Consider the following 21,403-nt stretch of genomic DNA (forward strand, 5'->3'; position numbering starts at 1 on the left):
CCTTGTGCACGGACCTTTTCCCATGCCGCTGGATGCCTGGCTCGCTTCTATCGTCGTCATTGCCGTCTTCCCGCTGATGGCCTTCTCCCGCCTCGGTCCCGATATCGTGCTGCTGGGAGCGGTCATCCTGCTGCTGACCCTCGGGGTCATCGACCCGGCCCAGGCGCTGGGCGGCTTCTCCAGCACCGGCCTGTTCACTGTGGCCTTCATGTACGTGCTGGTGGCCAGCATTCGCGAGACCGGCGGCATCGATCTCATCATTCGCCATGTGCTCGGCCGACCGCGCGGTGAAGGCGGCGCCCTGACCCGCCTGGTGGTGCCGGTCGCCGCACTCAGCGCCTTCCTCAACAACACGCCGGTCGTCGCTACCTATATCCCTGCGGTGCTGAGCTGGAGCCGGCGCCTGCAACTCCCTGCGCACCGCCTGCTGATGCCGCTCTCCTTCGCCTCGATACTGGGTGGCACCATCACCTTGATCGGTACCAGCACCAACCTGGTGGTGCATGGCCTGCTGGTGGAGCGTTATCCGGAGCTTGCCATGCGGCTGTTCGATCTGGCCTGGGTGGGGCTTCCCGTGGCCGTGGTTGGAACACTCTATCTGGTCCTGGTGGCGCCGCACCTGCTACCGCAACGTCGTGGTGCGGCCTCGGCCTTCGAGAATCCCCGCGAGTACACCATCGAGATGGAGGTCGACCCCACGGGTCCACTGGTCGATCGCACCGTCGAGGAGGCGGGGCTGCGCCACTTGCAGGAGCTGTTCCTAGTGGAGATCGAGCGTGACGGCAACGTGGTCAGCGTGGTGGGGCCGGGGGAGCGCCTCAAGGGGCGCGATAGATTGGTGTTTGCCGGCACCTCCGATGGCGCCGTGGAACTCCAGCAGATCCGTGGCCTGGTGCCATCGCACCATGGCGAATCGAGCCTGGAAAAAGAGTTCAAGGAACGACGCCTGGTCGAGGCGGTGGTGTCGGATCAATGCCAGTTCGTCGGCAAGCGCATTCGTGACGGCCACTTCCGCACGCTATATGGCGCTGCGGTGCTGGCGGTGTGCCGGGGCGGCGAGCGGGTGGCCGGTAACCTGGGGCAGGTGCGCCTGCAGCCCGCCGACGTGCTGCTGCTGGAGGCACGTCCCCCCTTCATCGAGCGTCATCGCCAGTCGCGGGACTTCCTGCTGATCAGCCAGGTCAACGGGCAGGCGCGACCCAACCACGAGAAGGCCTGGCTGGCCTGGAGCATCCTGGTGGGTGTCGTGGCGCTGGCCACCTTCGGTGTGATGAGCATGCTGAACGCCGCCATGCTGGGGGCAGTGCTGGCGCTTGCCACCGGCTGCTGCTCGGTGGGGGCGGCCAAGCGCGGGCTGGATACCCAGGTATTGCTGACCATTGCCGCCTCCTTCGGCCTGGGCGCCGCACTGGAGAGCTCCGGGGCGGCTGCCACCCTGGCTGGTCTGGCGTTGGGTCTGGCCGATGGCAATCCCTGGCTGTTGTTGATCGGTACCTACCTGCTGGTGGCGATGCTGACCGAACTCGTCACCAACAACGCGGCGGCGGTGATCACCTTCCCGGTGGTCATGGCCAGTGCCGAGAGTCTTGGCGTCAATCCCATGCCCTTCGTGGTGGCGGTGATGTTCGCCGCCTCGGCCAGTTTCCTCACACCCATCGGCTACCAGACCAATCTGATGGTGCACGGCCCCGGCGGCTACCGCTTCAGTGACTTCCTGCGCGTGGGCGGGCTGCTCAACGTGCTGACGGCGGTCGTCGCGTTGGTACTGATTCCGCTGGTGTGGCCGTTCTGATCGAGGCCGTCCCCTGCGCTTCTCCCGGTGAAGCCATCGCGACGCACTCGCCGAGAACATGGGTTTGCGGTAGGGTGTCGGCTTTGCCGATTGCGACGAAGGAAGCCAGCCATGAGCCATCCCGGCGAACTGATCATCGAGCCGAAGAGCGGCCGTCCGGCCGATGCCTGTGTCTTCATCCTGCACGGCCTGGGGGCCGATGGGCATGACTTCGAGCCTTTGGTGCCGGCACTGCCGCTGAAAGCGGGGCTCGACGTGCGCTTCATCCTGCCCCATGCACCGCGGCTGCCGGTCACTATCAACGGCGGCATGGTGATGCCGGCGTGGTACGACATCCATGAGATGAGCCTCGATCGTCGCGTCGATACGGCGCAACTGGTGGCTTCCGCGGAGCGCATCCAGGCGCTGGTACAGGAGCAGATCGACCACGGCATCGACAGCCGGCGCATCATCCTGGCCGGCTTCTCCCAGGGCGGGGCGGTGGCCTACCAGGCGGCGCTCTCCTTCGATGCCCCGCTGGGCGGGCTGCTGGCCATGTCGACCTACTTCGCCACCGCCGACACCATTACCCTGGCCGAAGCCAACCGCGAGCTGCCGATCGAGATTCACCACGGTACCTTCGACCCCGTGGTTCATGAGTCGCTGGGCAAAGCGGCCTACCAACGCCTACAGGGGCTGGGCTATGCAGTGCACTACCAGACCTACCCCATGGCGCATGCGGTGTGCCCGCAGCAGGTCGGTGACATCGCTACCTGGCTCAACGTCCGGCTGGGTTGAACCTGCTTGGACACGTCTGCTGGGGTGCCGGCTGCGCTTCGCGCCTGCCTGCGCAGCAGCCGGCCCAACTTCCTGATCCTGGCACCGCTGTGCGCGGGTCTGGCGATTGCCGCGGCCTGGGCCAACGGCCATGCGTTCTCGTCTCTCGATGCGTTGTTGGTGCTGCTCGGTGCGCTGCTGGCCCACGCCGCGGTCAACCTGTTCAACGAGCACCACGACTTCCACTCCGGCCTGGATGAGTTGACCGAGCGCACTCCGTTCTCCGGCGGCAGTGGATCGCTGCCCGAGCGGCCCGAGGCTGCTCAGGCCGTGCTGATGGCGGCCTGGGCCTGCCTGGTGGGGATAATGTTGATCGGTGTCTGGTTCTTGTGGCGGGTTGGGCCGGTGATGTTGTTCTATGGGCTGGTGGGGCTCGGCCTGGTGGTGGCCTATACCGGCTGGCTGACGCGTCGCCCCTGGCTCTGCCTGCTTGCCCCCGGAGCCGGCTTCGGCCTGCTGATGGTGCTGGGCGCCTATCAAGCGCTGACCGGGACGCTGGCCGCCACGGCGGTAGCTGCTGCGCTGATCCCTACGCTGCTGGTCAGCGCACTGCTGCTGATCAATCAACTGCCCGATATCGATGCCGACAGGCGGGTAGGGCGCGACCACCTGGCGATTCGCCTGGGGCCGCGTCGAGCGGCGCGCTTGGTGGCCGTACTGCTGGGCCTGGCTTTCGCCGTGGTGCCGGTAGCCTGGTGGGTAGGTGCCCTGCCTGGCACGGCCTGGCTGATGTGGCTGGCGCTGCCGGCCGTCGCCTGGCTGGTCCGCGGCCTGTGGTGCCTGCCAGCGGACGTCGAGCGGGGTGAACAGGCGCAGCTACTGCCCTTGATGGGGCTCAACGTCGCGACGCTGCTGGGTAGCTTGGCCCTGCTCAACGTGGGTCTGTTCCTGGCGGGCTGAGGCAGGGGGGGCGACGACGTGGCAGAGAAGCTCGGACTCTGACAGTCTAAGGGAAGACCGCCTGCCAGGATTGTCGCTCACGGGTTGAGTCAGGCAGGATAGGTCCCAAGGTATTGGAATACGACCTGGTCCAATCAGCGCTGGACCTTTACCACAAGGAGACTGTGATGACGCCCGACATTTCCGAGGAGCTACGCTTGCCGGTGGCCTGCCCCAACTGTGGTAGCCACCTCTATCGTGTGTCCAAGGTGCACAACCCCGACGACAAGGTATTCTGTGCGTCCTGTAAGCGCTTTCTCTGTCTCTATCACGAAGCGCAGGCCATGCTGGAGAAAGGTCCTAGCGACGAGCTCGAGGCCATGATCGAAGAGGTCGTCAACCGCAATCATCACTAGGGCGCGCTGACCCAATGCCGCCATTTCAGGAGATGCTGCTGGTAGCCGTCCTGTTGCTACTGGCAGCGTTGACGCTATTCGATCGCCAGTTGATGCGGGCCTGCTCGTGGTTCGTGGCCTTCGCCTTGATGGTCGCGTTGGCCTGGGCTCGGTTGGGCCTGATCTGGCTGGCGCTGCTCGAGGCCACGCTCGGGGCTGCCCTGACTGGCGCCTTTCTCTTCCATGCCCTGGGGGCAACGCTGCACTTCCGGCGGCCCCGCGGCTTTTTCACCCGCTGGCATGACTCCGTTGACCTGACGTGGTGGCGTGCCCTGGCGCGGCTGCTGCCGGCGCTGGCGGTTCTCGGCATGCTCGGCTTGGCTCTTTCCGCGCTGGGGGTGAGCCCAACGAGAGCGCTGCGTCCCGCCGGCCTTGGCTTGCTCGGGTTGGGACTGTGGGCCTTTGCCCTGCATCGTCACCTGCTGCGGCGATTATTGGCGTTCAACGTCATCGGTACGGGCATTTTCCTGATCCTCATGTCCCTGGCGGGAGAAGGGGCCGTGGTGGCCGGCCAGGGACTGGTAGGCACCGGGCTGGTGGTGGCACTGCTGGGTACGGCGCTGGGAGCGTTGCTGATCCGGCGTCTTGAGGGCTTGGCGCCGCCGCACCACGTGATCCCGGCGAAAGGCGACGGCGTGTCATGATCGAGCGCTTCGGCCTGGCAAGCGACCACTTCGGTCATCTGAATGGCCCGCTGGTGCTCCTCGCCATGCTCGGCCTGCCGCTGTTGCTCGGGCTGTTGGGGGGAGCGCTGCGACCAGCGCGTAGCTGGCCCGTTGCCCTGCTGGGGCTGTTGCCGCTGTCGGCCCTGATCTGGCTGGCGGCAGCGGTGGCTGGCGGGCCAAGCCAGTCGTGGACGCTCGAGTTAGGGAGTCTCGTGCTGCATTGGCGCGTCAATGGCCTCGTTCTCGTGCTGTTGCTGCTTACCCAACTGATCGTGCTGGTGAGTGCGCTCTATGCGCCGACCTATCTGCGCGACGTAGTGCATGCCACGCGACGCAGTCAGGCCTGGTTCTGGCCGCTGCTGGGACTGCTGGCTGCCAGCCTCTCGTTGATCTGGCTGGCGGCCGATCTACTGCTGCTCTACATCGGCCTGGAGCTGATGGGGCTGACCGCGGTAGGACTGTTGCTGCTGCCGGGCAAGGCTGACGCCTTGATAGCTGGGCTGCGCTACCTGCTGCTGGCGCTGGTGGGTTCGCTGGCCTTTCTGCTTGGGGTCGCGCTATTGCTGGGGGCCTGGGGCCGGCTGGACCTGGCGGGCCTGGCTCAGGTGGCTGACGAGGGTATCGTGCTGTGGGTGGCCATGGCGCTGCTCAGCGCAGGCTTGCTGCTCAAGGCGGCGGCCTTTCCCCTGCATGCCTGGCTGGCACCGGTTCACGCTTCGGCCTGGATCCCGATCAGTGCGCTGCATGCGGGTCTGGTGATCAAGGCATCCTTCTTCATCGCTTTGCAGCTGTGGCTGGTGCTGGTGCCTGCCGCCGCGGTGGCGGCATCCCTGGTTGGCGTAATGGCGGGCGCCGCGGTGGTCTGGGGCGGCCTCATGGCCTGGCGCGCGGCAAAGCTCAAGGACGTGGTGGCCTGGTCCACCGTCTCGCAGCTGGGTTATCTGCTGCTGGCGTTTCCGCTGCTGGTGGGCAGCGATCCGGCCGTCGCCGCGCTGGCTTGGGATGGTACCTGGCTACAACTGGCCGCTCATGGCCTGGCCAAGGCGGCCATGTTCTTCGCCACGGGGAACCTGATCCTGGCCACTGGCGAGTCCCGGGTGGAGGGGCTCGCCGGTGCCAGCCGGCGCTTCCCGCTTGCGCTGCTCAGCTTCGGCATTGCGGCGATCAGCCTGGTCGGCCTGCCGCCAAGCATGGGCTTTACGGCCAAGTGGCTGCTGCTGCATGCCGCTCTGGCGGGCGACCACTGGGGCTGGCTGGCGGTGCTGGCCATCGGCACGCTGCTCAGCGCTGCCTATGTGTTCCGTGTGTTCCGCTACTCCTTCGTCGAGGATGCGCCCACGCTCGACTTCCGTCCGGTTCCCTGGGGCATGGATACGATCGCCCTGGTGCTGGCACTGGCGGCACTACTGCTGGGCCTGGTCGCGGAATGGCCCTTGGCGCTGCTGCGTGGACCGGGAGGTGGGGCATGAGCCAGGCCTGGTTACCGGTGATCACTCTGGCTACCTCGTTGCTGGTGGCGCCGCTGATCTTCGCCTTGCCGGAACGGGCCTCGCGGGCACGGGCCGTGGTCAACCTCTCTGCCGCCGTGCTCAAGCTGCTGTTGGTCGCGCTAATGGTCTGGGGGCTGTACCAGGGGCATCGTTTTACCTTCGGTTTCACCGTGGTGGAGGGCGTCAGCTTCCTGCTCCAGGCCGATGCCCTGGGGTTGATGTTCGCTGGCCTCTCGTCGTTGTTGTGGCTGGCTACCACGACTTATGCCATCGGCTATTTGGAGGACTCGCCCAACCGCAAGCGCTTCTTCGGTTTCTTCAGCCTCTGCGTAGCAAGCACCATCGGCATTGCCCTGGCTGGCAATCTGTTCACCTTCCTGCTGTTCTACGAATTGCTCACGCTCTCCACCTACCCCCTGGTGGTACACCGCGGCCACGACAAGGCGCTTGCGGCGGGCACGGTCTACCTGCGCTATACACTGACCGGCGGTCTGGTCCTGCTGCTTGGCGTGGTGGCGCAGCACGCCCTGGTGGGGGACGTGGCCTTCGGCCAGCGTGAAGTGCTGGCCGATCTTGGGCCGCAGGCCCATCCCATGCTCACCGTGCTGTTCGTGGTGTTTCTGCTGGGGCTTGGGGTCAAGGCCGCGCTGGTGCCGCTGCATGGGTGGCTGCCACGGGCGATGGTGGCGCCGGCTCCGGTCAGTGCATTGCTGCATGCGGTGGCGGTGGTCAAGGCGGGGGCGTTCGGCATCGTGCGCCTGGTCTACGACGTCTACGGCATCTCGCTCAGCCACGAGCTGGGGCTGTTGTCGCTGCTCACCGCCATTGCCGTGGTCACCATCCTGTTCGGCTCGGTGAAAGCCCTGTCGCAACAGGAGCTCAAGCCTCGGTTGGCCTACTCCACGGTCAGCCAGGTCTCCTATATCGTGCTCGGTATCAGCCTGTTCGGCCCATTCGGCACCATTGCGGGACTGGTGCATCTGATGCACCAGGGCCTGATGAAGGTCACGCTGTTCTACTGCGCCGGCAACTATGCCGAGGAGCTTGGTATCCACCGCATCGATGAACTCGACGGTGCCGGGCGGCGTATGCCGCTAACCAGTCTGGCCTTCACCATCGGGGCGCTGGGCATGATCGGCCTGCCGCCGGTCGCTGGCTTTATCACCAAGTGGTATCTGGGCATGGGTGCGGTGCAGGCGGGCATGCCCTGGGTCATTGTAGTGATCGTCACCAGCAGCCTGCTCAATGCCGCCTATTTCCTGCCCATCCTGCATCGCGTGTGGTTCCGTCAAGGCCCGGCCCACGGCCGCGGCTCCTGGCCCGAGGAGCGCAACCTTGGCCGCTTCGAGACCAGTGCCTGGCTGTTGCTGCCCACTGCTGCCACGGCGATGTTCAGCCTTCTCGTGGGGCTGCTGGCGGGAGTGCCCTTCAGCCCGCTGGATCTGGCGACCTTGATGGCGACAGGGGAGTACTTGCCATGAGCGTGTGGCTGGCTCTGGTGTTGCTCTGGCCGCTGCTGATCATGCTGCGCAACGGCATGTGGCTGGCCATGGAGCAGGGCGGTATACGTCGCGCCGGACCGCTTCCGGAACTGATCGACGCATGGTGGTTGACGGCACCGCTGCCCGCTTTGCTGTTGGCCTTGGGGACGGTGGAAGCGACGCTGGCGATGGAGGGCTGGCTGCTGGGTGGCCTGTGGCAGCTCGATGAGGCGCGCCGGCCGTGGCTGGCGTTCAGCGCCTTGCTGTGGTTTCTGGCCGGCTGCTACGCGCGTGGCTATCTTGCCGGCGAGCAGCGCCGGGCCGAGGCCGGCGACGGAGAGAGCTTTCGTCGGTTGGTGGGGTTCACGCTGCTGTGGCCGCTGACGCTAGTGGGCAATCTCTTGCTGATCGTGGCCGAGGACATCCCCAGCTTCTACCTGGGCTTTGCCATCATGACCCTGGCCGCCTATGGCCTGGTGGTGCATGCCGGGCATCGTGATGCCCGGCTAGGCGGGTTCTCCTACCTGGTCATGGCGTTCTTCGGCGAGGCGCTGATTCTGGGTGGACTGCTGTGGTCGGCGGGCAGTGCGGAGGCCATGACCTTGACGGAACTGCGTGCGACCATTGCCGAGGCCGAGCAAGGGCTGTGGATGGCCACCTTGCTGTGGCTGGGGTTCGGGGTCAAGGCAGGGGTGATCGGGCTGCATGCCTGGTTGCCGCTGGCTCATCCGGTGGCGCCCACGCCGGCCAGCGCCGTGCTCAGCGGCGTCATGGTCAAGGCGGGCGTGCTGGGCTGGCTGAGCACGCTGCCGCTGGGTGTACCCGAGGCGGGGCTGGCTCCCCTGGGCCAGGCGATGACCCTGCTGGGGCTGGCCGGGGCCTTTGTTGCCGCCGCACTCGGCGTGGTTCAGCGCCATCCCAAGGCGGTACTGGCTTATTCCAGCGTCAGCCAGTTGGGCATGCTGGCCAGCATGGTTGGCATGGGGCTGAGTTCACCTTCCCTGTGGCCGGCACTGCTGGTGCCGGTAGCGCTGTTCGCCGGTCACCACGGCATGACCAAGGGCGCCCTGTTCCTTGGTGTCGGTATCAGCGAGCACCCGCCGCGACTGCCCATCTGGCTTATCTGGCTGCTGCTGGCGCTGCCGGCCTTCTCGCTGAGCGGTGCGCTGGCCTCGGGGCTGATCGCCAAGGGCGCCATGAAGGAGGCCCTCTACGCAGGCGGTCACACCTCGTTGGTCACCTTTCTCAGCCTGGCGGCGGTGGGGAGTACCGTGCTGATGACCCGGACGCTGTGGCGGCAGTGGCGGGAGCGTGGCGAAGACTCCACCTCCTGGCGCTCGCCCATGTCGCTATCCTGGTTGTTCGCCGTGTTGGCGGCGGCCGCGGTGCCGTTCTGGCTTCCCATCGGTGAAGGCGTTGCTTGGCCGCCCATGAAGGACCTACCTGGATTGCTGTGGCCGGTAGCGCTGGGGCTGGTTCTGGCTGGCCTGACGCTGCTTGCGGCGAAGGCCAGGCAAGGTGAGGCCAGGCAAGGAGAATGGCGCTTCACGGCCCGCCTGAGGCCGGGCGACCTGTGGTGGGGCTATGCCTCCTTGGCGAGTGGGATCGCGGCCAGGCTTGGCAGGTTAGGTGCCACGCTGGAGGTGCGTAGGCTCGGTATTCGCTCAGCTTTGGCGCGACGGGAGCGTCGAACGATCGCCTGGCTCGACGAGCTGACCCGCTACGAGCGTGGTTTCGTCCGCCTGGCCGTGCCGCTGATGGTTGCGGTGGCGGTGCTGCTGTTCCTCGGTTTCCTGCTGGCTGGACCCGGGTAGGCCCAGCCAGCAGGGCCAGCTCCTCGTTAAATCAGTTTCTCACTACATCAGTTTCTCACTACATCAGTTCTTCGCCGGCCAGTGCCAGACGTGAGCGCTCCACGCTGCGCAGGGTCACGTGGCCGGCATGGGCCCAGTTGCTGAAACGCTGTACCACCGCCGCCATGCCGCAGGTGTTGGCGGTGAGGTAGGGGGTGTCGATCTGGCCGACATTGCCCAGGCAGATGATCTTGGTGTTGCGCCCGGCTCGGGTGAGCAGGGTCTTGAGCTGCTTGGGAGTGAAGTTCTGTGCCTCGTCGATGATCAGGAAGGTGTCGTTCAGCGTGCGCCCGCGCATGAAGCCGGGAGCGCGGATCTGCACGCGGGAGCCGATCAGGCTGCGCGTTGCGTCCTGGCTCCAACTGGTGCTGCCGTCATGCTCGTCGCGCAGCAGGTTGTCCATGTTGTCGTGGAAGGCGCCCATCCACGGTGACATCTTCTCCTCCTCGGTACCGGGCAAAAAGCCGATGTCCTCGCTCATCGAGATAGGGGCCCGGGTGAACACGATGCGCTCGAAGCGCTTGGCATCAAGGGTTTGCTGGAAGGCTGCCGCCAACGTCATGAAGGTCTTGCCGGTACCGGCGCTGCCGGCAATGGTGACCAGGTCGATATCGTCGTCCATCAACAGGTTCAGGGCGAAGTTCTGGCGGCTGTCGTGGGCATGCACGCCCCATACGCCATCCTTATGGCGATAGTTGGTCAACAGTTGCAGTCGTGCCTGGGTGGGGCTCAGCTCGCGCACGATGGCCTCGAAGCTGGCACCGTTCTCGCAGTCGGACACTAGCATGCCCAGGTGCCAGTCGCTGGGGATGCGACCGTCCAGGCGGTAGAAGGTGCGGTGGTCGACTCGTTCCACCTCGACTTCGACCTCCATCTGGCCCCAGGGGCCGCTACCACCTTCCACATCGGGATAGATGCGAACGCCCTCGAGCATGACATCGCTGTCGCTGAAGGCACGGTCGGTCAGGTAGTCCTCCACCGGGACATTCAACGCCGTGGCCTTTACCCGCAGGTTGATGTCCTTGGTGACCAGGATCACCGAGGCGTCGGGCCGCTCGTCGCGCAGCCGGCAGGTCTCGGCCAGCAGCACGTTGTCGGGGCTCTCCGCGAGATGCTCCAGCGGCTCCAGTTCGGGGTAGCAGAGAAACCGAAGCTTGCCGAGCGTAGCGCCGCCGGCCCGGGGGATCGGTATGCCTTTCTGGATTTCGTCGAAGGTGACTTGATTGGTGAGATCGGAGAGGGTGCGGCTGATCTGGCGGGCGGTGCGAGCGATCTCGCGCAGGCCATTCTTGTGCTTGTCGAGTTCCTCGAGCACGGTCATGGGGATGACCACCTCGTGTTCCTCGAATTGATACAGGGCAGTGGGGTCATGCAGCAGGACGTTGGTGTCCAGTACATATAAGCGCTTGGCTTTCTTGTCGAGTCGTACCATCGGGGCAGGGCTCCTGAGTTGACGGCACCTACAACACTGGCCTTCACATCATTCCATTGGTATGACAGTCCGGCTCACTGGCGGCCAGTGCCACTTCGCGAACGTAGCTCCTTATATGGCTTTCGTTACCTAAAGCATGGAGTCTTCCGGCTTCGGTTGCCATCGAAATACTTCAACGCAAGGCACGAGAGCAGCAACCGCAGCATATCGCGATCTTGCTCGAACATCACTCCACCGCCGGCAAGGTGACTGGAGTCGAGCCCATGGTGAGCGGCAAAGGAAGAAAAGTCGTGTTAACGTTGGCTGAGCATATAGCGTTACGCAGCGTAACGGCGTAAGGTAGAGCAAATAACAAATGGCCCGACACGGCATACCTGCACGAATGTGGATTCGTGCGATTGGGGAAGGTGTCACGGCGATAGGCTCTGTTTGAAAAATCGGCGAATGAAGGCTAGACAAGGCAAAAACGGCAAAAAATACGCAGTTTACGTGTTGTAAATGAGTACTTTGAGCCGATGTTAAGCCGTATGGCCAAGTGCAGCCGGTTTCGGACAGAGCCTGGGGGAATGCCTCGTGGGCCAGCACAGGCAGAGGTACGCAGGATGGAGCCGGTCGTAGCGGTACTGATCGTAGCGGGAGTGGCGTTGCTGCTCGCGCTAGTGTGCATGGTGGCCTTTCTCAAGAGCCGTAGTGCTCGCAGCGAACTAGAGGAAGCGCCTTTGGCAACGCGGCACATGGCGGAGGCGGCCCAGATAGATGTGCCTGAAACGGTACCCCTTCCGGTAGCAGGCGCCCAGCCGGAGCCGATGCGCCGCTTTCAGGTCGCCTCAGACAAGAAAATCAAGCAGTGCCTGTTCGTGATTCTCGACTGGCCCGGGTTGGATACCAATCGCCGCCTGGCTCGCCTGCTCAAGGAATACAACGCCAACTACGACGCCAAGCTGGGCGTGTACAAGATCCGCGATCCTCTCGCGGGCTACAAGCTCACCATCGCCAATTCATCGCCACCCGGCACCCTGCCGCCCATACATGAAGGCGAGGACCAGCCGATCGTCAGCGGTGTCTCCATCCTTATCCACTTCGTGAGCAAGCGCAGCGTGGCGCGCAATCCCGAGACGTTGATCGACATCACCCAATCCATTGCTGCCATTGGGGGCCATATCCTCGATGCCGAACGCAATACCGTCAGCGAAGAGGAATTCGAGCAGTTGCGACAGCATGCGCAGAACTCGAAAGCCGTCCTGGAGCGTGGGGTTCCTCATGAGGGAGGCTGATGGAAAGAAGCAGGTCCGAGGCCGACGCGTTTCTCTCGGCCCTGTTCTAAACTGACAGGCCATCTCCGCCCACGCCGCCCTATGGATAAGCACACATGAATGGACCGTGAAACGATGACCTCCGTCCTGAATGATCCTGACCCTGAGGCTACGAGCCAGGTTCGGGTACAACAGCTCTCGGCAGGCGATATCTCCACGCTACATGACTTGCTGACGGTATTCGGCGATGCCTTCGGTGAACCGGATACCTATGGCGATGCGCGCCCTGGCCGCGCCTATCTGGAGCGCCTGCTGGGACGCGATAGCTTCATCGCCCTGGCGGCTCTCAAGGGCGCCAAGGTGGTAGGGGGCTTGGCAGCTTACGAGCTGCACAAGTTCGAGCAGGAACGAAGCGAGATCTATATTTACGATTTGGCGGTGGCAGAAGCTCACCGACGCGAGGGCATTGCCACTCTGCTGATAAAACGGCTAAAGACGATAGCAGCGCAGCGTGGTGCTTATGTCATTTACGTTCAGGCGGATCTCGGCGATACGCCGGCTATTGAGCTTTATTCGAAACTCGGCGTTCGTGAGGACGTGCTGCATTTCGATATCGCGGTACCGCTGGGGACCGCATCAGCCAGCGCCGAGTGCAAGACGTGACGCTGCCAGAGAGGGCATGATGTTCGAATTGGAAACGCCGCGCTTGTTCCTGCGCCCGCTGGCGACCAGCGATCTGCCGGAGCTGGCCGCAATACTGGCCGATCCTGAAGTGATGCGCTACTCGCTGCGCGGTGTTTGCGACGAGATGGCGACCCGAGTTTTTCTCGATTGGTGTTTCGACTGCTATATCAACCATCGTACGGGACCGCTGGCACTGGTCGACAGGAACAGCGGCGAATTTGTCGGTTTCTGCGGGGTATCTCCGGAAAGAGTGAAAGGTAGTGCGGTATTGAGCCTGGGCTACCGGCTCGCCAGGCGTTACTGGGGCCAGGGGCTGGCTACCGAAGCCGCTACCGCCGCGCTCGCTCATGCCTTCGAGGAGCGGTGTTTCGATTCGATCGTTGCCATCGTCGAACCGACGCACATTGCCTCATTGCGAGTCGCGGAAAAGGTGGGGTTCGAACGCTTCGAGACGTGCGAGTTCCACCAGCGCCCGGTGCGCCTGTACCGAATGCGGCGAGCGCAATGGTTGCAGCGCTTGACCGCTGACGCCGACCAAGCGGGTATGGACTGACTCAACCCCGGGAAGCGACATGAACCTGACGACCTTGTGGCTCTTCATACCGGCCTGCTTCGCGCTGAATCTGGCACCGGGCCCCAACAACCTGCTCTCCATGAGCAACGCCAAGCGCTACGGTGTGAACGTGGCCTGCCTGGCGGGCATCGGTCGCCTGGTCGCGTTCATGGTGATGATTGCGCTGGCGGCCTCCGGGCTTGCCACGCTGCTGTACGCTTCGGAGAAACTATTCCTTGCCGTCAAGCTGCTGGGGGCCGTCTACCTGTTCTGGCTGGCCTACCAGCTGTGGTTCGCTGCGCCTGGTGAAGAGCGGGAGTTCGAGGGACGGCAGCTCAGCCTGCTGGGGTTGGCACGCCAGGAATTCCTGTTGGCCGCCGGCAATCCCAAGGCGATATTGATCTTCACCGCTTTCTTGCCGCAGTTCGTCGACCCGGCCGGCCACGTTGCCCTGCAGTTCACCATCCTGGGGGCGCTGTTTCTGCTGCTCGAATGGATCGCCATCGCCGGCTATGCCTATGTCGGCGCCTTCCTGCGTCGGTGGTTCTCCCGTCCTGCCATGAGACAGCTGTTCAATCGCAGCTGCGCGACCTTGCTGGCCAGTGCCGGGGTTGGGCTGCTGGTCGCTCGGCGGCAATGATGAACTGAAGTGAATCAATGGCGAGGCAATTAGAGGAGCCGCAACATGAAGCCACGCATCAGCATGATTACGCTCGGAGTCCGCGATCTCGCGACATCGATTCGGTTCTACGAGCAAGGGCTGGGCCTGCCCCGCATGGAGTCGCCGCCGGAAGTGGCCTTCTTCACCCTCAACGGTACCTGGCTGGGGCTCTACGGCCGTGAGGCGTTGGCCGAGGATGCTGGCGTTTCACCCGAGGGTAGCGGCTTCACCGGCATCGCCCTGGCGCACAACCTGGCCTCCGAGGCGGAGGTCGACGAACTGCTGGAGCAGGCGGTCGCCGCCGGGGCCAAGCTGGTCAAGCCGGGCCAGAAGGTCTTCTGGGGCGGTTATTCCGGCTACTTCGCCGACCCGGATGGCTATCTCTGGGAAGTGGCGCACAACCCCTTTGCCTGGGTTGGACCGAAGGACGAATAGCGCCCTCCAAGTGCGCTAATCGCCCAGCGGCAGCCGTGTCTCGAACTTGGTGCGCTTGCGCGATATCAACGTGCGGAACTTGTGCACGCCGTCGCTGGCATCCAGCACGCGGTCGCAGAAGCGATCGTAGCATTGCATGTCGGGCACGCTGACGATCAGCACGAAATCCACCTCGCCGGTGACCTGGTAGCACTGGGTGACTTCGGGGGCGGCCTCCATCTGCTTGATGAAGCGGCCGTAAAGCGCCTTGTCGTCTCGTGTCATGGTGACTTCCACCACCATGTGAAGGTTGGCGCCCAGTGCTTCCGGCGTCAGGATTGCCACTTCGCGCTGGATCACGCCTTGTTCCTTCAGGCGGCGAACGCGCTTCAGGCATGCCGAGGGTGAAAGCCCGACCCGCTCCGCCAGCGCCTGGTTGGTCAGGCTGGCATCGTGCTGCAGCTGGTCGAGGATCCTCAGGTCGAGTCTGTCCATGTGCAGAAAATTTCCCTCGGAGCCTACAGAAAGCAACATTCTTCCCGTTTCAGGGTAAGAACGCCATCGCCTTGTTCGCTACATGAGTAAAGTAAGCGGCTGACCCCCCAACGGAACGATGCCCACATGACACAACGACTTCCTGCTCGCCTGCTCAACCCGATGGGCAAGCTGTTGCGCGAGGCCTGGACGGTCTATTGGACCCTGCTCAAGGTGATGGTACCGGCACTGCTGATCGTGAAAGCGCTCGAAATGCTGGGCATGACCGAACTGCTCGGCCAATGGCTCGCGCCGTTGATGGCGCCGCTGGGGCTGCCGGAGCCGCTGAGCCTGGTGTGGGCCGCCACGCTGCTGACCAACATCTACACCGGCCTGGTCATCTTCTTCGAAGTCACGCGGGATACGCCGCTGACCGTAGCGCAGGTCACGGTGCTGGGGGCGCTGATGGCCGTAGGGCACTCGCTGCCGATAGAGGGGGCCGTGGCGCGCATGGCCGGCGTGCCCTGGTGGCTGACCGTGTTGCTGCGGCTTGGCGGTGCCTGGCTGTTTGGATGGCTGCTGCACTTGAGCTACTCGCTGGGCGGCTGGCTTCAGCACGCCAACCACGTGGTGTGGCAGCCTTCCGCCCAGGAGGCAACCCTGGCGGCCTGGCTACAGGGCCAGGCGACGACGCTGGCAACCATCTTCGTGGTGATCTTCGCCCTGATGAGCTTGCTCAGGCTGCTTCACTGGCTGGGCGTCGAGCGGCTGATCCACAAGCTGCTCTACCCGCTGCTGCGGCTGCTGGGCATCGGCCCGGCAGCCGCCAACATCACCGTGATCGGCATCACCCTGGGGCTCACCTTTGGTGCCGGCCTGCTGCTGCGCGAGGCGCATTCCGGTCGCCTGACCCCGCGGGACATCGTGCTCACGCTCTGCTTTCTCGGCCTGTGCCACAGCCTGATCGAGGATACGCTGCTGATCATGCTGATGGGTGCGGATCTCTCCGGCCTGCTATGGGCACGGCTCGGCTTCGCGCTGGTGGTCATCGCCCTGCTGGCGAGGCTGCCATGGTTGAGCTGCGCGGAACTGCCATCCTGGATGTTCTCTTCGCGGGCGGTGTCGGGGGGCGAGTCGCGCAGCGAAGGGTAGGGTGGCCTCCTACTGCCCATGGGTCAGGCGCTGCCAGGTAGGTGAATGCTTACTGGGGCGGAGGCCGTTGCATGGGCGGGACTGGGGTTAAGGCCAGGAGCATCCACGGGTAAACGATAGCATGGTAATCTTTCCTGAAATGCACCCGTCCTGGCTGCCTGACGCTTCGGAAGCCACTAGCGGACACACCTTCCCGGACCGAATGGAGCTGGCATGAAGCTGTTGCGTGGTTTCCTGTGGTTGCTTGCCTTTCAACTGCTCGGCCACGCCACCGTCGAGCTACTCTCGCTGCCGGTCTCCCACGCCATGGCCGGGCTGCTGTTGCTGCTGGCCTGGCTGTTGGTGAAGCGAAGGCTCAACGAGAGTGTGGCCACGGCCAGCCAGGCGCTGATACCACTGCTCGCCATGTTGATCATGCCCGGCGTGGTGGGCGTGTTCTTCGTGATCGATGAGTTCGCTGGTCACTGGACGGCGATCATGCTGGCGCTGGTGGTCGGCACCTTCCTCAGCGTGCTGACCACGCTTCTGTTGATGCGACGCTTCATGCCACGGGAGGCCGTGGACACCGAGACGCGGAACCGCCAGCTATGAGCGAGCTGCACGCATCTCTGCTGAACACCCCCATCCTGGCTGTCGCCCTGACGCTGGCGGCCTATCTCGGCGGCGTACGCCTGTTCGAGCGGCTCGGCCGGCCGAGCTGGTGCCCGGCGGTGCTGATCGGCGCGCTATTGACGGCAGCCGCACTATGGCTGCTGCGTTACGAGTACATCGACTATCAGCGCAACGTGGCTTGGCTGACCCTGCTGCTGGGCCCCGCCACCGTGGCACTGGCGGTACCGCTCTACCAGCAGCGTCAGCATATCTTTGCCCTGTGGAAGCCCATCCTGTGCTGCCTGCCGCTAGCCGCGGCGCTGGCGGCGCTCTACGCCGTGCTGATCGCCTGGCTGCTGGGAACGCCGCCCACGGTGCTGGCCTCGCTGGCGCCGAAGTCGGTCACCGCACCCATTGCCATGGGAATTCTGGAACAGCTCGGCGGCTCGCTCTCGCTGATGCTGGGCGGTCTGCTGATCACCGGCGTGCTGACCACCATCTTCGTCTCGCTGCTGGCCAAGTGGCTCAAGATCGATGACAAGCGGATTCTCGGTTTCGCGCTCGGCGTGAACGGCCACGCCATCGGCATCGTGCGCGCCTTCGAGCTTGGCCCCACTGCCGGCGCCTTCGCCTCGCTCGGCATGAGCCTGACGGGCATCTTCACTGCGATGCTGCTGCCGCTGGTATGGCGGCTGCTGGGAGTCTGAAGTCGCGGTCCGACAACAAGAGCCTGCGATCTGTTAAGAAGAGGCCAAATGCATGGAAGGAGGAAGGATGACCGAAAAAGAGAAGATGCTGGCCGGCGAGCTCTACAATCCGCGCGATGCCCAGCTCCTGAGCGAGCGTCACCGCGCCCGCATGTTGACCAAGGCCTTCAACGACACCCGCGACGACCAGGGTCAGGAGCGCAAGCGGCTGTTGAGTGAGCTGTTTGGCGCCATGGGCAAGGGCACCTTCATCGAGCCACCTTTCTACTGCGACTACGGCGGCAACATCACGCTGGGCGAGCGGGTCTTCTTCAACTTCAACTGCGTGATTCTCGACGTGGCGGAGGTCTCCATCGGCAATCACACCATGTTCGGTCCCAACGTACAGGTCTATACCGCTACCCACCCGCTCGATGCCGAAGAGCGCCGCAGCGGCCTGGAAGCCGCCAAGCCGATTACGATAGGCGACGACGTCTGGATCGGCGGTGGGGCGATTCTCTGTCCCGGCGTTACCATCGGCGCCCGCTCTGTCATCGGTGCCGGTAGCGTGGTGACCAAGGATATCCCCGAAGACGTGTTCGCCGCCGGCAACCCCTGCCGGGTGGTACGCCCGCTAAAGAACGAAGCATTGCGCTGAAAAGGGGGGGAGGCAATGGTTACAGGAATCAACCACCTGACGCTGGCGGTTCGCGACCTCGAACGCTCCTTCGACTTCTACACCCGTGTGGTGGGGCTCCAGCCGATCGTGAAATGGGTGCGGGGTGCCTATCTTCAGGCAGGCGGCGACTGGATCTGCCTCTCCCTGGACGATGAGACGCGCACCGGCCCGCTGCCTGAATATACTCACGTTGCCTTCAGCATCAGCGCAGAGGCCTTCGCACGCTGTACCGATGCCATTCGCGAGCAGGGCGTGACGATCTGGAAGGAGAACCGCAGCGAAGGCGATTCCCTTTACTTTCTCGACCCGGACGGCCACAAGCTGGAGATTCACTCCGGCGATCTGCAAAGCCGACTGGCGGCACTGCGAGAAACCCCCTATGAAGGGTTGGAATGGTTCATATAGCGGGCCCAGGAGTGAGTAAGTACTGACTGGGTAGGCTTCGCCTTCGATAGCGAGAACAACGACAAATGAACGATACGAATCCGAAAGTGGAAGCCTTGCTGGGCCAGCCGCCCCGCGGGAAGCCTCGTCGTTCCCGGGGAAAACTCCCAGACTCTTGACCCCTACGAGCTGTCGCACTTACCAGCCTTGCCTCAACGGTGATGTTTTCTGGCAAGGCCATAAGACGTAAGCCATTTCCTACACGCTGTAAGCGTCCTGCTACGCCGACATGGCCAAGGTCAAAACTTAGTAGCGTTACGTAGATTTACAAGGAAGAAGGCGTTAGCGTTGGGTTAAGCGGGATAAATCAGGTCCGGGAAGCGTTGGAGAGCATCGAAACCGGCCGGCTGCTCGCACCCAATCGCGATACGCACCGGCAGTACGTACAGCAGCCCAATCTTTTCCTCAAGATGCGGCGACACATGCCGATGATTCATTTAATTAGCTGCAGGTAATCCCATGCTTCGAAGTGGGTGCCCACCCCGATAGAGGCATGTTGGAGGCCTGTAACCGCAAGGGAGGGGGGCTGGCGACCGGCATCCCCTGGCGGTAGCGTGCCTGAACGCCAAGGTGCCCTCTTATCCCAGAGGCTGCGCACGCCGGCAAAGCCCTTGCCCAGTACATGCGTATAGATTTGAGTGGTTTCCACGCTCTTGTGTCTCAGCAATTCCTGAACGGTGCGGATACCGGTTCCCTGGCTCAACAACTGGGTGGCGAAGCTATGCCGCAGAGTATGGCAGGAGCCGGGGCGTGGTAGCGATGCGGCTCGCATGGCATGTCTTACGGCTCTTTGCACCGCCGATGGGTGAATATGGTGGAGAACCACCTTGCCATCCATATCGCAGCAGGGCCGGGTGGCAGGAAAAAGCCACTGCCAAGCCAAGGAGATACCCGCATTTGGATACTTGCGATCCAGCGCGTGAGGTAGCGTCACTGGTACGCGGCCACGCAGTAGCCGATAGTCAAGTTGTTGTTTGGCTGTGGAGATTTGATGCTGCAAGGCAGGAACACAGGCCGCAGGCAGCCAAGTGGTTCTGTCCTTGTCGCCCTTGCCAGCTCTCACCGTAACAACCTGGCGCTCGAAGTCGATATCTCGAACACGTAGGCGACAGGTTTCGATAAGCCGCAGCCCTGAGCCGTACATCAAAGCCCCCATCAGCTACATGGAGCCGGAAAGATGACCCAGTACGCGCATCACTTCCTCGTGGGATAGCGCCACTGGCAGCCGGCGCGGTCGTTTGGCGCGTGAGAATTCACCGATCTCTCCCAAGGGCTGCTCGAGAACATGGCGATAGAGGAAGACGATAGCATTCAGAGCCTGGTTCTGCGTGGCAGCTGCCACTTGGCGTTCCACCGCAAGGTGCTCCAGGAAGGCACGCACCTCGGAACCACCCATGTTGGCCGGGTGGCGCAGGCCATGGAAGCGAATGAAGTAGCGAACCCAGTAGCAGTAGGTATTCTCGGTACGCGGGCTGTAGCGCTTCACCCGCATGGTAGCCTTCACCCGGTCCATCAGCTTCGGTGGCTTGTTGTGCGCATCCATACGGCGGCTCCTTCGAGGATGTACGGCTCTTCATTTATTTCAGTGGGTTGGGGGTCATCTCCAGTCCGGCGAAATGAAACAGGATCGCCGTCTTGAAGCGCGCTTTGCTGCGGTATCCCTTGGCCCGGACCTTCAGCCCCCGGATCTTGCCGTTCAGTGCCTCCGCCAAACCATTGGAGGCCCTCAGCCTCATGGCATTGAGAATGCCCCAGAGTTTCTCTTCCACTTGCTCGGCAGCGGTCACCACCGGCCGAATATCAGAGGCCTTGGCCAGACGAATCCACTCTTGCCAGGCGGCCCGGGCACCTCGCACGCGATTGCCCTTCCAGATATTCCGAGCCTTTTCCTTGAGGTACCACGCGATCGTGGTGTTCGAGAACTGGCTCGATAGCCAACTGAGCGTGGCGCGCTCTCGCTCATCGAGCCGGTCCCGGCGTTTCAGCCAAGTGTAACGCGATTGGTGGGCTACCCGTCGCAGTGAAGCGTCCACCGAGTGGAGTTCGGACTTCCGTGTCGCGTTGAGCGCCTCGCTCAGCGCCAGGGCGATATGAAAGTGGTCGAAGGCAATCTTGCGGTGGGCCTTCTCGACATGAGCGAACGTGGCCTTGCGATAGGCACGGCTCATGTCCATGGAGACGGATTCGATACTGGTGCGTTGCGCTTCTGTGAGCGCCAGATAGCACCGCGACAGGCTGTCGGCAGACTTGCCATCTTCGACGACAATCACCTGCCCTTGGTGATTGGAGAGGATCGTGACGTAGTCATGGCCCTTGCGGAACGCCGTTTCATCCACCGACAGAAAGCGCACATCCGGGAATGTCCTCGCTGCCAGACCTCGCTTGACCGCCCGCTTCATGATGCCGTCAATGGCGGTCCAACTCAGTTGCAATTGCCGGCTGACGGCCTGGATCGATGCCTCCTTCAGCCATTGAATCACAAGGGCCTCAAAGAGCGCAGTGTAGCGACTGTTGCCTTCCGCCCAAGGCACCGGGATCGTCAGGCAGCCGTGTTCTGGACAGCGGACACGAGGCACGTCCGCCACTACCTTGGTCTGGAACTGGCAGGTGTCGAGATGGCGCCACTGGCGGCACCGCTTGTCGTATCGCGGGGCAGGTTGACCACACTGGGGGCAGTACAGGCTGGCAGAGACCTCACATTCAACCTGCACCTCGACCAGACCACTGCTCTCATCAAGGTCCACGTTGCTGACGAACCACGGAGTAGAAAGGCCGAGAATGCGTTCGTATAGCTGGTTCTGATGCATGGTTTCCCCATCACAGTGCGATCATGACAGGGACTATGGTGAAAGAACTGAAGGTCAGATGGAATCAGCACCCACTATATTAGATGATGACCCATGTACATACAGTGTTATTGGTTCCGGCAAAACGCGCAAGCGCGCGAAT

23 protein-coding genes are annotated in these 21,403 nt (G+C 63.4%); 18 read left to right on the top strand and 5 right to left on the bottom strand.

What is annotated here, in order from left to right; translation table 11 throughout:
* Positions 1–22: 22 nt before the first annotated feature.
* From HOP51_RS04040 to HOP51_RS04075, 8 genes are all read left to right on the top strand, one after another.
* A complete protein-coding gene (locus HOP51_RS04040) occupies positions 23–1,792 on the top strand; it encodes an SLC13 family permease (RefSeq protein ID WP_234272677.1) in 1,770 nt (589 codons plus the stop codon).
* Between the two features lie 111 nt (positions 1,793–1,903).
* Entirely contained in the window at positions 1,904–2,569 is a 666-nt protein-coding gene (locus tag HOP51_RS04045) for an alpha/beta hydrolase (RefSeq protein ID WP_234272678.1), read from the top strand.
* A 6-nt stretch (positions 2,570–2,575) separates the two neighbouring features.
* Positions 2,576–3,508: a prenyltransferase gene (locus tag HOP51_RS04050; protein WP_234272679.1), complete on the top strand. Its 933-nt coding sequence runs from the start codon at positions 2,576–2,578 to the stop codon at positions 3,506–3,508.
* 167 nt (positions 3,509–3,675) lie between these two features.
* Positions 3,676–3,903, top strand: coding sequence for a hypothetical protein (locus tag HOP51_RS04055; RefSeq protein ID WP_234272680.1), 228 nt, complete (start codon positions 3,676–3,678; stop codon positions 3,901–3,903).
* Between the two features lie 14 nt (positions 3,904–3,917).
* Positions 3,918–4,586, top strand: coding sequence for a hypothetical protein (locus tag HOP51_RS04060; protein WP_234272681.1), 669 nt, complete (start codon positions 3,918–3,920; stop codon positions 4,584–4,586).
* On the top strand, positions 4,583–6,076 hold the full coding sequence (locus HOP51_RS04065) for a complex I subunit 5 family protein (protein WP_234272682.1): 1,494 nt from the start codon (positions 4,583–4,585) through the stop codon (positions 6,074–6,076). Before HOP51_RS04060 ends, HOP51_RS04065 begins: the two co-directional genes overlap by 4 nt.
* Positions 6,073–7,578, top strand: a complete 1,506-nt coding sequence (locus HOP51_RS04070; RefSeq protein ID WP_234272683.1) for a proton-conducting transporter transmembrane domain-containing protein — start codon at positions 6,073–6,075, stop codon at positions 7,576–7,578. The genes HOP51_RS04065 and HOP51_RS04070 overlap by 4 nt, the downstream gene beginning before the upstream one ends.
* Positions 7,575–9,392 carry a complex I subunit 5 family protein gene (locus HOP51_RS04075; RefSeq protein ID WP_234272684.1) on the top strand — a complete coding sequence of 606 codons (1,818 nt, stop codon included), beginning with the start codon at positions 7,575–7,577 and terminating at the stop codon, positions 9,390–9,392. Before HOP51_RS04070 ends, HOP51_RS04075 begins: the two co-directional genes overlap by 4 nt.
* 58 nt (positions 9,393–9,450) lie before the next feature.
* On the opposite strand, the gene HOP51_RS04080 is transcribed toward HOP51_RS04075, so the two are convergent.
* On the bottom strand, positions 9,451–10,863 hold the full coding sequence (locus HOP51_RS04080) for a PhoH family protein (protein WP_234272685.1): 1,413 nt from the start codon (positions 10,861–10,863) through the stop codon (positions 9,451–9,453).
* Positions 10,864–11,465: 602 nt separating this feature from the next.
* Here HOP51_RS04080 and HOP51_RS04085 point away from each other — a divergent pair.
* The 5 genes from HOP51_RS04085 (at position 11,466) to HOP51_RS04105 (ending at position 14,449) form a co-directional block, all read left to right on the top strand.
* On the top strand, positions 11,466–12,137 hold the full coding sequence (locus tag HOP51_RS04085; protein WP_234272686.1) for a cell division protein ZipA C-terminal FtsZ-binding domain-containing protein: 672 nt from the start codon (positions 11,466–11,468) through the stop codon (positions 12,135–12,137).
* Between the two features lie 114 nt (positions 12,138–12,251).
* A complete protein-coding gene (locus HOP51_RS04090) occupies positions 12,252–12,779 on the top strand; it encodes an AAC(3)-I family aminoglycoside N-acetyltransferase (protein WP_234272687.1) in 528 nt (175 codons plus the stop codon).
* A 19-nt stretch (positions 12,780–12,798) separates the two neighbouring features.
* Positions 12,799–13,353, top strand: coding sequence for a GNAT family N-acetyltransferase (locus HOP51_RS04095; RefSeq protein ID WP_234272688.1), 555 nt, complete (start codon positions 12,799–12,801; stop codon positions 13,351–13,353).
* Positions 13,354–13,372: 19 nt separating this feature from the next.
* The gene (locus HOP51_RS04100; RefSeq protein ID WP_234272689.1) at positions 13,373–13,993 is read left to right on the top strand and encodes a LysE family translocator; all 621 of its coding nucleotides are present in this window, start codon (positions 13,373–13,375) and stop codon (positions 13,991–13,993) included.
* Positions 13,994–14,038: 45 nt separating this feature from the next.
* Positions 14,039–14,449, top strand: coding sequence for a VOC family protein (locus tag HOP51_RS04105; protein ID WP_234272690.1), 411 nt, complete (start codon positions 14,039–14,041; stop codon positions 14,447–14,449).
* 15 nt (positions 14,450–14,464) lie between these two features.
* On the opposite strand, the gene HOP51_RS04110 is transcribed toward HOP51_RS04105, so the two are convergent.
* Positions 14,465–14,923, bottom strand: coding sequence for an Lrp/AsnC family transcriptional regulator (locus HOP51_RS04110; protein WP_234272691.1), 459 nt, complete (start codon positions 14,921–14,923; stop codon positions 14,465–14,467).
* Between the two features lie 126 nt (positions 14,924–15,049).
* On the opposite strand from HOP51_RS04110, the gene HOP51_RS04115 reads away from it, so the two are divergent.
* The 5 genes from HOP51_RS04115 to HOP51_RS04135 all read left to right on the top strand — a co-directional run bounded on the left by HOP51_RS04115 (position 15,050) and on the right by HOP51_RS04135 (position 18,415).
* Positions 15,050–16,054 (top strand): nucleoside recognition domain-containing protein, encoded by a 1,005-nt coding sequence (locus tag HOP51_RS04115; protein ID WP_234272692.1) that lies wholly within the window; start codon positions 15,050–15,052, stop codon positions 16,052–16,054.
* A gap of 213 nt (positions 16,055–16,267) precedes the next feature.
* The gene (locus tag HOP51_RS04120) at positions 16,268–16,645 is read left to right on the top strand and encodes a CidA/LrgA family protein (protein ID WP_234272693.1); all 378 of its coding nucleotides are present in this window, start codon (positions 16,268–16,270) and stop codon (positions 16,643–16,645) included.
* Positions 16,642–17,352 carry an LrgB family protein gene (locus tag HOP51_RS04125; RefSeq protein WP_234272694.1) on the top strand — a complete coding sequence of 237 codons (711 nt, stop codon included), beginning with the start codon at positions 16,642–16,644 and terminating at the stop codon, positions 17,350–17,352. The genes HOP51_RS04120 and HOP51_RS04125 overlap by 4 nt, the downstream gene beginning before the upstream one ends.
* 67 nt (positions 17,353–17,419) lie before the next feature.
* Positions 17,420–17,989 (top strand): sugar O-acetyltransferase, encoded by a 570-nt coding sequence (locus HOP51_RS04130; protein WP_234272695.1) that lies wholly within the window; start codon positions 17,420–17,422, stop codon positions 17,987–17,989.
* Positions 17,990–18,004: 15 nt separating this feature from the next.
* Positions 18,005–18,415: a fosfomycin resistance glutathione transferase gene (locus HOP51_RS04135; protein ID WP_234272696.1), complete on the top strand. Its 411-nt coding sequence runs from the start codon at positions 18,005–18,007 to the stop codon at positions 18,413–18,415.
* Between the two features lie 472 nt (positions 18,416–18,887).
* Here HOP51_RS04135 and HOP51_RS04140 read toward each other — a convergent pair whose 3' ends face one another.
* The 3 genes from HOP51_RS04140 to HOP51_RS04150 are packed head-to-tail and all read right to left on the bottom strand — an operon-like array spanning position 18,888 to position 21,261.
* Positions 18,888–19,598, bottom strand: coding sequence for a tyrosine-type recombinase/integrase (locus HOP51_RS04140; RefSeq protein ID WP_234272697.1), 711 nt, complete (start codon positions 19,596–19,598; stop codon positions 18,888–18,890).
* Positions 19,599–19,613: 15 nt separating this feature from the next.
* Entirely contained in the window at positions 19,614–19,997 is a 384-nt protein-coding gene (locus HOP51_RS04145) for a phage integrase N-terminal SAM-like domain-containing protein (RefSeq protein WP_234272698.1), read from the bottom strand.
* Positions 19,998–20,031: 34 nt separating this feature from the next.
* A complete protein-coding gene (locus HOP51_RS04150) occupies positions 20,032–21,261 on the bottom strand; it encodes an ISL3 family transposase (RefSeq protein ID WP_234272699.1) in 1,230 nt (409 codons plus the stop codon).
* Positions 21,262–21,403: the final 142 nt, after the last annotated feature.

The sequence above is a fragment of the Billgrantia zhangzhouensis genome (genome assembly GCF_021404465.1).
GTDB classification, from domain to species: domain Bacteria; phylum Pseudomonadota; class Gammaproteobacteria; order Pseudomonadales; family Halomonadaceae; genus Halomonas; species Halomonas zhangzhouensis.

Coding starts and splice junctions, on each gene's coding strand:
- HOP51_RS04040 (WP_234272677.1), top strand. CDS start 23: ATGCCGCTGGATGCCTGGCTCGCTTCTATCGTCGTCATTGCCGTCTTC.
- HOP51_RS04045 (WP_234272678.1), top strand. CDS start 1,904: ATGAGCCATCCCGGCGAACTGATCATCGAGCCGAAGAGCGGCCGTCCG.
- HOP51_RS04055 (WP_234272680.1), top strand. CDS start 3,676: ATGACGCCCGACATTTCCGAGGAGCTACGCTTGCCGGTGGCCTGCCCC.
- HOP51_RS04060 (WP_234272681.1), top strand. CDS start 3,918: ATGCCGCCATTTCAGGAGATGCTGCTGGTAGCCGTCCTGTTGCTACTG.
- HOP51_RS04065 (WP_234272682.1), top strand. CDS start 4,583: ATGATCGAGCGCTTCGGCCTGGCAAGCGACCACTTCGGTCATCTGAAT.
- HOP51_RS04070 (WP_234272683.1), top strand. CDS start 6,073: ATGAGCCAGGCCTGGTTACCGGTGATCACTCTGGCTACCTCGTTGCTG.
- HOP51_RS04075 (WP_234272684.1), top strand. CDS start 7,575: ATGAGCGTGTGGCTGGCTCTGGTGTTGCTCTGGCCGCTGCTGATCATG.
- HOP51_RS04080 (WP_234272685.1), bottom strand. CDS start 10,863: ATGGTACGACTCGACAAGAAAGCCAAGCGCTTATATGTACTGGACACC.
- HOP51_RS04085 (WP_234272686.1), top strand. CDS start 11,466: ATGGAGCCGGTCGTAGCGGTACTGATCGTAGCGGGAGTGGCGTTGCTG.
- HOP51_RS04090 (WP_234272687.1), top strand. CDS start 12,252: ATGACCTCCGTCCTGAATGATCCTGACCCTGAGGCTACGAGCCAGGTT.
- HOP51_RS04095 (WP_234272688.1), top strand. CDS start 12,799: ATGTTCGAATTGGAAACGCCGCGCTTGTTCCTGCGCCCGCTGGCGACC.
- HOP51_RS04100 (WP_234272689.1), top strand. CDS start 13,373: ATGAACCTGACGACCTTGTGGCTCTTCATACCGGCCTGCTTCGCGCTG.
- HOP51_RS04105 (WP_234272690.1), top strand. CDS start 14,039: ATGAAGCCACGCATCAGCATGATTACGCTCGGAGTCCGCGATCTCGCG.
- HOP51_RS04110 (WP_234272691.1), bottom strand. CDS start 14,923: ATGGACAGACTCGACCTGAGGATCCTCGACCAGCTGCAGCACGATGCC.
- HOP51_RS04115 (WP_234272692.1), top strand. CDS start 15,050: ATGACACAACGACTTCCTGCTCGCCTGCTCAACCCGATGGGCAAGCTG.
- HOP51_RS04120 (WP_234272693.1), top strand. CDS start 16,268: ATGAAGCTGTTGCGTGGTTTCCTGTGGTTGCTTGCCTTTCAACTGCTC.
- HOP51_RS04125 (WP_234272694.1), top strand. CDS start 16,642: ATGAGCGAGCTGCACGCATCTCTGCTGAACACCCCCATCCTGGCTGTC.
- HOP51_RS04130 (WP_234272695.1), top strand. CDS start 17,420: ATGACCGAAAAAGAGAAGATGCTGGCCGGCGAGCTCTACAATCCGCGC.
- HOP51_RS04135 (WP_234272696.1), top strand. CDS start 18,005: ATGGTTACAGGAATCAACCACCTGACGCTGGCGGTTCGCGACCTCGAA.
- HOP51_RS04140 (WP_234272697.1), bottom strand. CDS start 19,598: ATGTACGGCTCAGGGCTGCGGCTTATCGAAACCTGTCGCCTACGTGTT.
- HOP51_RS04145 (WP_234272698.1), bottom strand. CDS start 19,997: ATGGATGCGCACAACAAGCCACCGAAGCTGATGGACCGGGTGAAGGCT.
- HOP51_RS04150 (WP_234272699.1), bottom strand. CDS start 21,261: ATGCATCAGAACCAGCTATACGAACGCATTCTCGGCCTTTCTACTCCG.